The sequence below is a fragment of the Dactylosporangium sp. NPDC005572 genome (genome assembly GCF_040605515.1).
Classification (GTDB): domain Bacteria; phylum Actinomycetota; class Actinomycetes; order Mycobacteriales; family Micromonosporaceae; genus Dactylosporangium.
This window is the reverse complement of sequence record NZ_JBEXCY010000255.1, coordinates 3,080-15,192: the sequence shown is the minus strand read 5'-3', so window position 1 is coordinate 15,192 and position 12,113 is coordinate 3,080. Positions and strand designations below refer to the sequence as shown.

The following is a 12,113-nucleotide window of genomic DNA, read 5'->3' as shown; positions in this document are numbered from 1 at the left end:
CACCCACAGTGCGTCCGCGACGCCGTAGCGCGTCTGGGTGTACGCCTTCAGCGCGTTGTAGTTGCGGCTGTAGAGCCGGTTCTCGGTGGCGAAGAGGTCGACGTGGTTGGAGGCCAGGAACGAGTTGTAGACGTCGCGCTGGTTCCAGAACCAGTACCCGTTGCTCCACTTCGTGTTGTCCTGGGTGGCCCGGAAGACGCCGTTGATGAAGTGGTACGGGTAGTTGCCGTAGCCACCGGCGGCGATCATGTACGTCGAGAGGTAGTAGACGTTCTCCAGGTAGTCGCCGGTGCCGGCGGCTCCGCTGTACTGCACGAACGACTTGTCCCAGAACGCGTGCCACCAGTTGCGGTAGTTGGTCAGGTTGGTCTGGTAGCCCGTGTTCTTCGCCGCCGTGAGCTGGCTGCGCGCCTGCGCCACGGGGTCCAGCCCCGGCGAGTTGATCCGGCTGGCCGCGGTGAACCAGATCGTGTAGCTGCTGCTCGGCGTGATGTTCAGTCGAACCCGGGTGCCGTTGACGACCTGCGTGGTGTACGCGGCGCCCTCGACCGTGGCCGCGAACGTGTAGCCGAAGCCGCCCGGGTCCTGCACGCCGCGGCTGAACCCGGCGACGCTGCTGTCGTTGAACGTGCTCACGGTGCGCCAGGTCGTCAGGTTCGGCACGTCGGCGCTGTTCGTGACGGAGTTCGGGTCCCACATGCTCAGGTCGAGCGACGTGGTGCCCAGCCCGGTGCGGGAGTCCTCGACGTGGATGCCCATCACCTCGGACCCCGGGACCCCCATCACGGTGATGGTCCGGTTGTTGTCGTACTTCGTGGTGAGCGTGCCGTCGTAGAGCGAGAGCCGCTGCTGGTAGGTGGTGTAGCCGGTGTCCAGGCCGGGACTGGTGTTGAGGTTGATCAGCCCGGCGGCGTAGGCCGACTGGGGCGAGAGGTCCACGTTGGACACCTGCATGGTGAGGCCGTTCTGGTTCCACACCATGGCGCCGGTCTTGCCGTTGCCGACCGTCAGCCCGTGCAGGGCGTTGGTCTGCGGGCTGTTGTAGACGATGTCGTGCTTCGACAGGTAACCGGCGCGGTTCACGTCGAGCGTGCCGGTCCCGGTGTTGAACGCCTCGTCCGTGGTCGACGCGGTGGCGTTGCCGCCGTGGACCACGGCGACGACGGTGCCCAACAAGGCGGTGGCGGCCGCCAGGAGGGCGAGTCGGCGGGGCTTGCCCACGTTCATCTCCTTCTGCGTGTCACGCGGGTCCGGGTTCGCGCCGTCGACCGTCCGCGATAGGAAGACCACCGTCGATGCGCCGCACATCGCCGGTGGGAATGACAAGCAGTCAACATTGGACGTCTGGTTTCGTCAATGCCCAGGGCTGCTGGTTACTGCGTCCGCTTTGATGATGAAGTGCGACGGTTTGCCCACCAGTTCGAGCCCCGGTTGTCCGCCGGGAGACATTGGATGATTAGGCCACCACGCGGGGGAGGGGTCGGACCGGCACGCCGATCGCGGTGGCGCACCGGGCCGACCGGGCCTCAGTCGGTGAAGCCGGTGCCGGTCTCCAGCAGGGACTTGAGCTCGCTGAGCGTCCACGCCCAGCCGCCGCCCGCGCCCTGCTCCTCGAACTGGCCGGCCATGAGCGCGGCCAGGCCGGGGGCGCCCTCGAGCTCGTGGGTCACCGTCAGGGCGGTGACGCCGTCCTTGCCCTCCTTGAGCTCGTACGTCAGGCGGGTGAAGCCCTCGGCCGCCAGCTCCGGGTTCATCAGCATCCGGAACGTCTGGACCAGGCGGTGCGGCGGGTCGGCCTCCAGGACCTCGCCGTCGAGGGCGATCTGCGGGGCGCCGAGGGCGAGCATGCCCGCGTTGGCGCGGCCCACGACGGCGCCGCCGGGGTGCAGCTCCATCTCGACCAGGCCGCGGTAGCCGTACCGCGCGGTCCACTCCGGGGTCGTGATGGCGTCCCAGATGCGCTGCGGGGTCGCCTTGATGTACACCTTGTAGACCTGCGTCGTCGTCACGGGTCCTCCTCCAGTTCGGCCTTCAGCTCCAGCAGGGCGGCGGCGTGGTGTGCCGTGTACTTGTCGATCCAGCGGTCGTGGATCTCGCGGATGGGCACCGGGTTGAGGAAGTGCAGCTTCTCCCGGCCCAACCGGCGGGTCACCACGAGGTCCGCCTCCTCCAGCACCTTGAGGTGCTTCATGACCCCGAACCGGGTCATCTCGAGGGTCGACTCCAGTTCGGTCAGCGTGCGGCCGTCACGCTCGAAGAGCAGGTCGAGCAGGTGGCGCCTCGTCGGGTCGGCGAGGGCCTTGAAGACGCGATCGTCGTCCACGCCCCCAAAGTTATGTGACTAAAATGTCACGTGTCAAGCGACCGGGCCGCGATCGCCGCCTGCACGCGGCTGCGCAGGTTCAGCTTGGTGAGGATGCGGCTGACGTGCGTCTTCGTGGTCGCCTCGGCGATGCCGAGCCGGGTGGCGATCTCGGCGTTCGACAGGCCGTCGCCGAGGCAGGCGAGCACCTCGCGCTCGCGGTCGGTGAGCGTCTCCACCGGCAGCGGTTCGGGGTCGGCCGGCGCGGCGAACGTGGCCAGGATCCGCCGGGTCACGGCCGGGGCCACGATCCCGTCGCCGCGCGCCACCGTGCGCACCGCAGTCACCAGGTCGGCGGCCGAGGCGTCCTTGAGCAGGAAGCCGGCCGCGCCCGCGCGGAGGGCGCCGAAGACGTACTCGTCGAGATCGAAAGTCGTCAGCACCAGGACGCTGGTGAGGCCCGCCTCGACGAGCTGCCGGGTCGCGGCGATGCCGTCGAGCCGGGGCATCCGCAGGTCCATCACCACGACGTCGGGGCGCAGCGCGAGGGCCCGGTCGACCGCCTCGGCGCCGTCGGCGGCCTCGCCGACCACCTCGACGCCGGGCGCGGCGTCCAGGATCAGCACGAGCCCCGCCCGTACCGCCGGCTGGTCGTCGGCGACGAGCACCCGGATCACGCGGCCCCCACCAGCGGCAACCTGGCCACCACCAGCCACTCCCCGCCGGTCGGGCCGGCCGACAGCGTCCCGCCGAGCTGTGCGGCGCGCTCCTGCATGCCGACGAGCCCCGCGCTGGCGCCGTCGACGGCGGTGGATGCCGACACGTACGGCGACCGCACCCGCAGCGAGAGCGCGGACGTCCCGTAGTCCAGCGACAGCGCGACGCGGCCGCCCGAACCGTGCTTCAACGCGTTCGTCAGCGACTCCTGGACGATCCGGAACGCCGCCCGGTCGACGCCCGCCGGCAGCTCGGCGGGCGCTCCCAGTACCGTCACATCCACCGCCAGACCCGCCCGCTCGGCCCGGCCGACCAGCGCGTCCAGGCCCGACAGGCCGGCCACCGACGGGTCGTCGCCGGCCGAGCCGGGGTCCCGCAGGTAGCCGATGAGCTGGCGCATCTCGGCCAGGCCCTGCACGCTGTTCTCCCGGATCACCGTGAGTGCCCGGCGCGTGCCGTCCGGGCCGAGGTCGGTGCTCAGCGCGGCGGTGGCGTGGATCGCCACGGCGCTGAGATGGTTGGCGATGACGTCGTGCAGCTCGCGGGCCATGCGGGCGCGTTCGGCGGCGACCGCGTTGGCCCGGTCGGCCTCGGCCAGCCGGGCGAGCTGCCGGGCGGCGACGGCCTGGTCCCGATGATGACGGACGTGGATGCCGGTCAGCACCGGTACCACGGTGACGAGCGCGAACAGCACCGCGATCGCCAGCCCGCGCGCGTCGCGGACGACGACGAGGCCGACCGCGCCGGTGAGGACCGACAGCACGACCGAGCCGGTGAGCAGCACGCGCACGAGCAGCGGCCGGCCGTGCACGCAGGCGTCGTACAGCACCTGCGTGAACACCAGCGCGGTGGCGAGCGACGGGCCGATCCACAGGTCGGCGGCCACCGCGGCCGCGCCGACCAGCACCGAGGCGACCGGCGAGACGCGGCGCAGCAGCACCGCGGCGCAGCACACGGCGAGCGGCAGCAGCAGGACCGAGTGGGGCAGCGCCGGGAACCGGGCCTGGTACTGCCCGATGGCGAACATGAGCGTGCCGGCCGCGAAACAGCTGCCGGCGAGCACCAGGTCCAGCGTGCGCCCCTTCATGGCTCCGATTCCACCATCCCGGGCGAACGGGCGGTATGCGACGAAGGATGTACACCGGGTTCGTCATCGCCGCCGAGGCCGACCCCGCGAGCGCCGCCGACGCTGAAGCCATGCTGCTGGGATTCATCGTCGGATGTGAGATCGCCTTCTGGGTGTTGCTGGCCGCCGGCCTGATCGCGCGATACCCACTCAAAGCCAAGCGAACGGGCGCCGCCCTCCTCCTCGCCACGCCGCTCGTCGACGTCGTCCTGCTCGTCGTCAGCGCCGTCGACCTGCGCGGCGGCGGCACCGCCGGCCAGGCGCACGCGCTCGCCGCCGCCTACCTGGGCTTCTCCGTCGCGTTCGGGCACTCCATGGTCCGCTGGGCCGACGTGCGCTTCGCCCACCGGTTCGCCGGCGGCCCGCCGCCGCACAAGGTGCCGAAGCGCGGGCGGGAGCGGGTGCGGTACGAGTGGCGTGAATGGGGCAAGGCCGTGCTGGCCTGGGCGGTTGCGGTCGCGCTGCTCCAGGCCGGGATCTGGCTGGTCGGCGACGCGGAGCGGACCGCGGCGCTGCGCAACATGCAGGGCGGGCTCAGCCTGATCGTGGCCGTTTGGTTCGTCGGCTGGCCCGTGTGGGTTTCTGTGGTTGAACTCTTGACTCCCCACACAAACGGGCGTAAACAAAGCACAAGCAAAATGAAACGGCGGTGAAACAACACCATGTACGCCGAAGAGCGGCAGCAGGAGATCCTCCGCATCGCCCGGGCCAAGGGCCGGGTCGAGGTGGCGGGCCTGGCCGACGAGCTCAACGTCACGACGGAGACGATCCGCCGCGACCTGACGATGCTGGAGCGGGCCGGCGTGCTGCGGCGCGTGCACGGCGGGGCGATCCCGGTCGAGCGGATCGGGTTCGAGCCCGCCCTCGCGACCCGCGACGCCGTGCTCATCGAGGAGAAGGAGCGCATCGCCAAGCTGGCCCTCAGTGAGGTACCGGAAGAAGGCGCGATCATCCTCGACGCCGGCACCACCACGGCCCGCCTGGCCCAGCTCCTGCCCTCCGACCGGGAGCTGACCGTCGTGGTCAACTCCCCGGTCATCGCCACCACCCTCGGCACCCGCGCCAACCTCAACGTCCTGCTCCTGGGCGGCCGGGTGCGCGGCAAGACCCTCGCCACCGTCGACGACTGGTCGCTGCGGCCCCTGGCCGACCTCTACGTCGACGTGGCGTTCGTCGGTACCAACGGCATCTCGGTCGAGCGCGGGCTGACCACGCCCGACCCGGCCGAGGCGGCGGTCAAGCGGGCGATGATCCGCGCCGCGCGCCGCACCGTGCTGCTGGCGGACCACACCAAGCTCGGCAACGACTACCTGGCCCGGTTCGGCGAGCTCGCCGACCTGGACCTGATCGTCACCGACAGCCGCGCCGACGCCGACCTGGTCGGCGACCTGGAGGCGGCCGGCGTGCGGGTCGTCCGGGCATGATCGTCACCGTCACGCTCAACCCGAGCCTCGACCGAGCCGTCGAGATCGGCGCGCTGACCCGCGGCGAGGTCATCCGGGCCACGGCGGCTCACCTCGACCCGGGCGGCAAGGGCGTCAACGTGTCCCGTGCGCTGCTGGCCAACGGCGTGCCGTCGGTGGCCGTGCTGCCGTGCGGCGGCGACGAGGGCAGCCAGCTCGTCCGGCTGCTCAAGGCCGAGGGCGTGGAGGTCCTCGCCGTGCCGATCTCGGGCCGGACCCGGTCGAACATCACGCTGGCCGAGCCCGACGGCACGGTCACCAAGGTCAACGAGCCCGGCCCGGCGATGTTCGACGCCGAGTTCGACGAGGTGACCGACCGCGTGCTCACCCGGGCCGGTAGCGCCGACTGGGTCGTGCTGTGCGGCAGCGTCCCGCCCGGGCTGCCGGCGGACGCCTACGCCCAGCTGTGCCGCCGGCTGCGCAACGCCGGGATCCGGGTCGCCGTCGACACCAGCGGCCCCGCCCTGCGCGAGGCCGCCCAGGCCGGGGCGACGCTGCTCAAGCCCAACCGCGACGAGCTGGCGGAGGTGGTCGGCACGCCGCTCGCCGACCTCGGCGACGTGGTCGCCGCCGCCCAGCAGCTGCGGGCCTGGGGCGCCGGCACCGTCGTGGCCAGCCTCGGCGCCGACGGTGCGGTGCTGGTCGACGCCGACGGCGTCGTCACCGGCAGCTGCCCGGTGGCCCGTCCCCGCAGCACGGTCGGCGCGGGCGACGCACTCCTCGCCGGGTTCCTCGCCGCGGGCGCCAAGGGTTCGGCCGCCCTCGCCGAGGGCCTGGCCTGGGGCGCCGCCGCGGTGAGCCTGCCCGGCAGCCGGATGCCCGGCCCCGCCGACCTGATCCGCCACAACGTCACCATCCACCCCCACCCGGACGAGCTCCGCCCCCTGCTCAGCTCCGGACCTTCCTCCTGAAGGAGACACCCGTGTCGACCTACACCCCAGCGGTGACCGGAACCGGATTCCGGGCCTCCGTGCAACGCGTCGGCGGCCACCTCGCCGCGATGGTCATGCCGAACATCGGCGCGTTCATCGCGTGGGGCCTCATCACGGCCCTGTTCATCCCCACCGGCTGGCTGCCCAACGCGAAGATCGCCGAGGTCGTCGGCCCGATGATCTCGGTGCTGCTGCCCGTCCTCATCGGCTACACCGGCGGCCGGCTCGTGCACGGCCAGCGCGGCGCGGTGGTCGGCGCGGTCGCGACGATGGGCATCGTCGTCGGCGCCGACGTGCCGATGTTCCTCGGCGCGATGATCATCGGCCCGCTCACCGCCTATGTGCTGAAGCTGTGGGACGGCCTGGTCGAGAACCGCATCCGCCCCGGCTTCGAGATGCTCGTCGACAACTTCAGCGCCGGCATCATCGGCGGCGCGATGGCGATCGGCGGCATGTACGGCATCGGCCCGGTCGTGCAGTGGCTCACCAAGCAGGCCGGCAACGGCGCCGACTGGCTCGTGAGCCACGACCTGCTCCCGCTGACGTCGGTCGTCGTCGAGCCGGCCAAGGTACTGTTCCTGAACAACGCCATCAACCACGGCGTGTTCGGCCCGCTCGGCGTCGCCGAGGCCGCCGACAAGGGCAAGTCCATCCTGTTCATGATCGAGTCGAACCCCGGGCCCGGCCTCGGCCTGCTGCTCGCGTTCTTCCTCTTCGGCCCGCGCGCGCTGCGCCCCAGCGTCCCGGCCGCGATCATCGTGCAGTTCCTCGGCGGCATCCACGAGATCTACTTCCCGTACGTGCTGATGAAGCCGAAGCTGATCCTCGCCATGATCGCGGGCGGCGCCGCCGGTGTCGGCACGTTCATGGTCACCGGCGCCGGCCTGGTCGCCACCCCGTCCCCGGGCAGCATCTTCGCCTACATGGCGGTCACCCCCAAGGGCGGCTACTTCGGCGTTATCCTCGGCATCCTCATCGCTGCCGCGGTCACCTTCGCGGTCGCCTCGGTCCTGCTCGGGTTCGGCCGTGGCGAGCCGGCCGAGGACGACGCGATCGGCCCCGACGAGCAGACCGTCGTCAACCCCGACGAGCAGGCCAACGTCAACGCAAAGCTGACCCGACAGGAGGCGTGACCCACGATGCCCACCATCAACGGCGCCGAGATCAAGAAGGTCGTCGTCGCGTGCGACGCCGGCATGGGCAGCAGCGTGATGCTCGCCAGCACGCTCAAGCGGCAGCTGTCCAAGAACGCGGTGATCGTCGAGCACACCCCGGTCAACCAGATCCCGGCCGACGCCGACGTGGTCATCTGCCACAAGGGCCTGGCGGCACGGGCCCGGGTCAGTGCCCCCGACAAGGTCATCGTGGCGATCCAGGTGTTCATCGGCGATCCGGCGGTCACCAAGGTCGTCAACGCCGTGCAGCGTGGTGGTGAGCTGAGTGGCTGACCTGCTCGGCCGCGACGCGATCCGGCTCGGCGAGCGGGCCGGATCGCGGGACGACGCGATCCGCCGGTGCGGGGACGTGCTGGTCGAGATCGGTGCGGTCGACCCGGTGTACGTGGACGCGATGCTCGCCCGCGAGCAGAGCATCTCCACGTACATCGGGGAGGGCGTGGCGATCCCGCACGGCACGCTGAACAGCAAGGAGTCGGTGAAGCGCGACGCCCTCGCGGTGCTGTCCTTCCCCGACGGCGTCGACTGGGACGGCAACGACGTGCGGGTCTGCGTCGCGATCGCGGCGGCCGGCGACGGTCACGTCGAGATCCTGGCCCAGCTGGCGACCGTCCTGATGGACCCCGACGCGGCCGCCCGGCTGCGCGCTTCCGGGTCGGTCGACGAAGTCATCGAGATTCTGACAGAGGACACACAGTGAAAGTCGTGCGATTCCACGCTCCCGGCGACGTCCGCATCGAGGACGCGCCGGAGCCCGCGCCGGGGCCCGGCGACGTGAAGATCCGGGTCCGGGCGTGCTCGACGTGCGGTACCGACGTGAAGATCTTCCGCTTCGGGCACCACCACATCGTGCCGCCCCGCGTGATGGGACACGAGATCGCCGGTGAGGTCGTGGCGGTCGGCGAGGACGTCACCGGCTGGCAGCCCGGCGACCGCGTGCAGGTCATCGCCGCGATCCCGTGCGGCACCTGCGGCGAGTGCCGGCGCGGGCGGATGACGGTCTGCCCCAACCAGGTGTCGATGGGGTACCACTTCGACGGCGGCTTCGCCGAGTACATGATCGTGCCGCCGAACGTGCTCGCCGTCGACGGCCTCAACCGCATCCCCGACGGGCTCAGCTTCGCCGAGGCGTCGGTCGCCGAGCCGCTCGCCTGCGTGCTCAACGGCCAGGAGCTCGCCGGGGTCGGCGCCGGCGACGACGTGGTGGTCATGGGCTCCGGCCCGATCGGCTGCCTGCACGTGCGGCTGGCCCGGGCCCGCGGCGCCGCCCGCGTGTTCCTGGTCGACCTCAACCGCGAACGGCTCGACCTGGCCGCCGGCCTGGTCCGCCCCGACGCGGCGGTCTGCGGCGCCGAGACCGACGTCGTCGACGCCGTCCTCAAGCTCACCGAGGGCCGCGGCGCCGACGTGGTCATCACCGCCGCCGCGGCCGGCGCCGCCCAGGAGCAGGCCGTGCAGATGACCGCCCGGCAGGGCCGGATCAGCTTCTTCGGCGGCCTGCCGAAGGACAACCCGGTCATCGCGCTCGACTCGAACCTCGTGCACTACCGCGAGCTCACGATCGTCGGCGCCAACGGCTCCAGCCCGCAGCACAACAAGGAGGCGCTGCGCCTCATCGCCGACGGCTCCGTCCCGGTCGCCGACCTCATCACCCACCGCCTGCCGCTCGACCGCGCTCTCGACGCCTTCGGCATCGTGGCCCGCGGTGAAGCGATCAAGGTGACCATCGAACCGTAGGGAGGTCACGTTGCCGACCAGGACAGTCGCCGTCGGATCCGCCAGCGGGCTGCACGCCCGCCCAGCGAAGCTGTTCGTCGAGGCGGCGTCGAAGCTGCCGGTGCCGGTCACGATCCGCACCGGCGAGAAGAAGCCGGTGCCGGCCAAGAGCATCCTCGGCGTGCTCTCGCTCGGCGCCAAGCAGGGCACCGAGGTCACCCTCGAGGCCGACGGCGACGGCGCGCAGGCCGCGCTGGACAACCTCGCGGCGCTGCTCGCCCGGGACCTGGACGCGGAATGACGCCGGACGTGAAGGGGATCGGCGTCAGTCCGGGCGCCGCGGCGGGGCCGGTCCACCGGCTGGCCCCGCCGCCGGCGCTGCCTGCTCCGGCATTCTCTGACGTCTCGTCGGAGCGTGACCGGTTCGTCGCCGCGGTGGCTTCGGTCAGCGGCGACCTCAACCGCCGCGCGGACGCCGCCCAGGATCCCACGGCGGCCGACGTACTGCGTGCGCAGGTCCTGATGGTCGAGGACGAGACGCTGATGGACGCCGTCAACGACCTGATCGACGGCGGCACCGACGCCCCGCACGCCGTCGCCGAGGCCCTCGCCGTGCACCGGGCCGCGTTCGAGGCCGCCGGCGGCTACCTCGCCGAGCGGGTCAGCGACCTCGACGACCTGCGCGACCGCCTCGTGGCGGCCTGCCTGGGCCTGCCGATGCCGGGCCTGCCCGACCCCGGCCACCCCTATGTGCTCATCGCGCGCGACCTGGCCCCGGCCGACACCGCCGGCCTCGACCCCGCGCAGGTGCTCGGCCTGGTGACGGCGGAGGGCGGCCCGACCAGCCACACCGCGATCCTGGCCCGCACGCTGGGCATCCCGGCGGTGGTCCGCTGCGCGGGCATCCTGTCGGTCTCGGACGGCACGCTCGTCTCCCTCGACGGCGCCGCCGGCCTGGTATCTGTCGGTGTCTCTGCTTCGGAAGCGACCGCTGTCAATGCGGGGGAGCAGGCCCGGCGCGCCCGCGCGGCGTCGTCCACCGGCCCCGGCCGCACCGCCGACGGCCACCCGGTGGCGCTGCTGGCCAACATCGGCTCGGCCCGCGACCTCACCACCGACGTCGAGGGCGTGGGCCTGTTCCGGACCGAGCTGCTGTACCTCGACCGCACCGACCCGCCGTCGCTCGACGAGCAGGTCGCGGCGTACCGCGACGTGTTCGCCGCGCTCCCGGGCCGCAAGGTCGTCGTGCGGACGCTGGACGCGGGCGCCGACAAGCCGCTGCCGTTCCTGCGGATGGCCGAGGAGCCGAACCCGGCGCTGGGCGTGCGCGGCCTGCGGGTGGCCCGCCGCAACCCGGACGTGCTGACGACCCAGCTGACCGCGATCGCCACGGCGGCCGCCGCGACGACGGCCGAGGTGTGGGTGATGGCCCCGATGGTCGCCACCGCCGCGGAGGCGTCGTCGTTCGCGGCGGCGTGCCGCTCGGCCGGCCTGCCGACGGCGGGCGTGATGATCGAGGTCCCGGCCGCGGCACTGCGCGCGCCGTCGATCCTGCGCGGCGTGGACTTCCTCAGCCTGGGGACCAACGACCTCAGCCAGTACACCTTCGCCGCCGACCGGATGTGCGGCGACCTGGCCGAACTGCTGGACCACTGGCAGCCGGCACTGATCGCGCTCATCGCGGCCTGCGCGTCGGCGGGCGCGGAGGCCGGCAAGCCGGTCGGCGTGTGCGGGGAGTCCGCGGCGGATCCGGCCTTCGCGCTGGTACTGGCAGGCTTGGGCATCAGCAGCCTGTCCATGGCCCCGAGAAGCATCCCGGCCGTGCGGGAGGCCCTGGCGGCGCACACCCTCGACGAGTGCCGCACGATCGCCAAGGCGGCCCTGGCCGCCGACACCGCGGAGGCCGCCCGAGCGGCGGCGCCCTGACCTTCCGGTTGCACCGAACCGGCGCCCGGCGGGCCGCTTGTGGGAGCCCCGCCGGGCGCCGGGTTTTTTGTCGTACCCCGGGCGTAGGGTCCGGGGCGTGGTGGAAGTGAAGCCGTTGACCGGCAACGAGAAGGACGTGCTGCACGACAGCCTGCGCCGGCACCGCGACGCGGTGCGCTGGAAGGTCGAGGGCGTCGACGACGAGGCGCTGCGCCGCCCGATGACCCCGTCGGGCACCAACCTGATCGGCCTGGTGAAGCACCTGGCGTCGGTGGAGTCGCTGTGGTTCTGCGACGCGTTCGGCCGCCCGGGCGAGACCCTGCCGTTCGACGAGGCCGACCCGGACGCCGACATGCGCGCCGCTCCGGGCGAGCGCACGGAGGACATCCTGGCCTATTACGCCCGCACCTGCGCCGCCGCCGACAGGACCATCGCGGAGCTGGACCTGGACCAGTTAGGCCGCTCCTGGCGGGGCGTCGAGGTCAACCTGCGCTGGGTCCTGGTCCACATGGTCGAGGAGACCGCCCGCCACGCCGGCCACCTGGACATCCTCCGCGAGCTGGCGGACGGCGCGACGGGCTCCCGCCGCCCGTCCTGACCCGCGTTGGTTGCACGGTTTCCCAGCGCACGGTCCCGTCCTGGCCCGCGTTGGTGGCGCGGATTCCTGCGCATCGCCCCGCTGGCCCGGGTTGGTTGCGTGGTTTCCCAGCGCACGGTCCCGTCCTGGCCCGCGTTGGTGGCGCGGATTCCTGCGCA

The 12,113-nt window shown here is 72.2% G+C and carries 14 protein-coding genes and 1 pseudogene; 10 read left to right on the top strand and 5 right to left on the bottom strand.

Annotated elements, in window-relative coordinates; all coding sequences use genetic code 11:
- The 5 genes and pseudogenes from ABZS66_RS54380 to ABZS66_RS54360 form a co-directional block, all read right to left on the bottom strand.
- Positions 1 to 1,227 (bottom strand): annotated as a pseudogene (locus tag ABZS66_RS54380) (carbohydrate-binding protein); the annotation flags it as partial.
- 299 nt (positions 1,228 to 1,526) lie between these two features.
- A complete protein-coding gene (locus ABZS66_RS54375) occupies positions 1,527 to 2,009 on the bottom strand; it encodes an SRPBCC domain-containing protein (protein ID WP_354771599.1) in 483 nt (160 codons plus the stop codon).
- Positions 2,006 to 2,323, bottom strand: a complete 318-nt coding sequence (locus ABZS66_RS54370) for a metalloregulator ArsR/SmtB family transcription factor (RefSeq protein WP_238015268.1) — start codon at positions 2,321 to 2,323, stop codon at positions 2,006 to 2,008. The genes ABZS66_RS54375 and ABZS66_RS54370 overlap by 4 nt, the downstream gene beginning before the upstream one ends.
- Before the next feature lie 26 nt (positions 2,324 to 2,349).
- Entirely contained in the window at positions 2,350 to 2,979 is a 630-nt protein-coding gene (locus ABZS66_RS54365; protein WP_354771597.1) for a response regulator transcription factor, read from the bottom strand.
- Positions 2,976 to 4,106 carry a histidine kinase gene (locus ABZS66_RS54360; protein ID WP_354771595.1) on the bottom strand — a complete coding sequence of 377 codons (1,131 nt, stop codon included), beginning with the start codon at positions 4,104 to 4,106 and terminating at the stop codon, positions 2,976 to 2,978. Before ABZS66_RS54360 ends, ABZS66_RS54365 begins: the two co-directional genes overlap by 4 nt.
- Before the next feature lie 110 nt (positions 4,107 to 4,216).
- Between ABZS66_RS54360 and ABZS66_RS54355 the strand changes: the two genes are divergently transcribed.
- From ABZS66_RS54355 to ABZS66_RS54310, 10 genes are all read left to right on the top strand, one after another.
- Positions 4,217 to 4,798, top strand: a complete 582-nt coding sequence (locus ABZS66_RS54355) for a hypothetical protein (RefSeq protein ID WP_354771601.1) — start codon at positions 4,217 to 4,219, stop codon at positions 4,796 to 4,798.
- 9 nt (positions 4,799 to 4,807) lie between these two features.
- A complete protein-coding gene (locus ABZS66_RS54350; RefSeq protein ID WP_354771593.1) occupies positions 4,808 to 5,569 on the top strand; it encodes a DeoR/GlpR family DNA-binding transcription regulator in 762 nt (253 codons plus the stop codon).
- On the top strand, positions 5,566 to 6,519 hold the full coding sequence (gene pfkB, locus ABZS66_RS54345; RefSeq protein WP_354771591.1) for a 1-phosphofructokinase: 954 nt from the start codon (positions 5,566 to 5,568) through the stop codon (positions 6,517 to 6,519). The genes ABZS66_RS54350 and pfkB overlap by 4 nt, the downstream gene beginning before the upstream one ends.
- Before the next feature lie 11 nt (positions 6,520 to 6,530).
- Entirely contained in the window at positions 6,531 to 7,673 is a 1,143-nt protein-coding gene (locus tag ABZS66_RS54340) for a PTS mannitol transporter subunit IICB (protein ID WP_354771589.1), read from the top strand.
- A gap of 6 nt (positions 7,674 to 7,679) precedes the next feature.
- Positions 7,680 to 7,988 carry a PTS lactose transporter subunit IIB gene (locus ABZS66_RS54335; RefSeq protein WP_238015261.1) on the top strand — a complete coding sequence of 103 codons (309 nt, stop codon included), beginning with the start codon at positions 7,680 to 7,682 and terminating at the stop codon, positions 7,986 to 7,988.
- A complete protein-coding gene (locus tag ABZS66_RS54330) occupies positions 7,981 to 8,415 on the top strand; it encodes a PTS sugar transporter subunit IIA (RefSeq protein WP_354771587.1) in 435 nt (144 codons plus the stop codon). Before ABZS66_RS54335 ends, ABZS66_RS54330 begins: the two co-directional genes overlap by 8 nt.
- Positions 8,412 to 9,452: a zinc-dependent dehydrogenase gene (locus tag ABZS66_RS54325; RefSeq protein ID WP_354771585.1), complete on the top strand. Its 1,041-nt coding sequence runs from the start codon at positions 8,412 to 8,414 to the stop codon at positions 9,450 to 9,452. The genes ABZS66_RS54330 and ABZS66_RS54325 overlap by 4 nt, the downstream gene beginning before the upstream one ends.
- 10 nt (positions 9,453 to 9,462) lie before the next feature.
- A complete protein-coding gene (locus ABZS66_RS54320) occupies positions 9,463 to 9,732 on the top strand; it encodes an HPr family phosphocarrier protein (protein WP_354771583.1) in 270 nt (89 codons plus the stop codon).
- On the top strand, positions 9,729 to 11,357 hold the full coding sequence (gene ptsP / locus ABZS66_RS54315) for a phosphoenolpyruvate--protein phosphotransferase (protein WP_354771581.1): 1,629 nt from the start codon (positions 9,729 to 9,731) through the stop codon (positions 11,355 to 11,357). The genes ABZS66_RS54320 and ptsP overlap by 4 nt, the downstream gene beginning before the upstream one ends.
- A 97-nt stretch (positions 11,358 to 11,454) precedes the next feature.
- Positions 11,455 to 11,955, top strand: a complete 501-nt coding sequence (locus tag ABZS66_RS54310; protein WP_354771579.1) for a DinB family protein — start codon at positions 11,455 to 11,457, stop codon at positions 11,953 to 11,955.
- Positions 11,956 to 12,113: the final 158 nt, after the last annotated feature.

What these genes read in the sequence shown, in the direction of transcription:
- ABZS66_RS54360 (WP_354771595.1), bottom strand. Translation starts at nt 4,106, where the DNA reads ATGAAGGGGCGCACGCTGGACCTGGTGCTCGCCGGCAGCTGTTTCGCG.
- ABZS66_RS54355 (WP_354771601.1), top strand. Translation starts at nt 4,217, where the DNA reads ATGCTGCTGGGATTCATCGTCGGATGTGAGATCGCCTTCTGGGTGTTG.
- ABZS66_RS54350 (WP_354771593.1), top strand. Translation starts at nt 4,808, where the DNA reads ATGTACGCCGAAGAGCGGCAGCAGGAGATCCTCCGCATCGCCCGGGCC.
- pfkB (WP_354771591.1), top strand. Translation starts at nt 5,566, where the DNA reads ATGATCGTCACCGTCACGCTCAACCCGAGCCTCGACCGAGCCGTCGAG.
- ABZS66_RS54335 (WP_238015261.1), top strand. Translation starts at nt 7,680, where the DNA reads ATGCCCACCATCAACGGCGCCGAGATCAAGAAGGTCGTCGTCGCGTGC.
- ptsP (WP_354771581.1), top strand. Translation starts at nt 9,729, where the DNA reads ATGACGCCGGACGTGAAGGGGATCGGCGTCAGTCCGGGCGCCGCGGCG.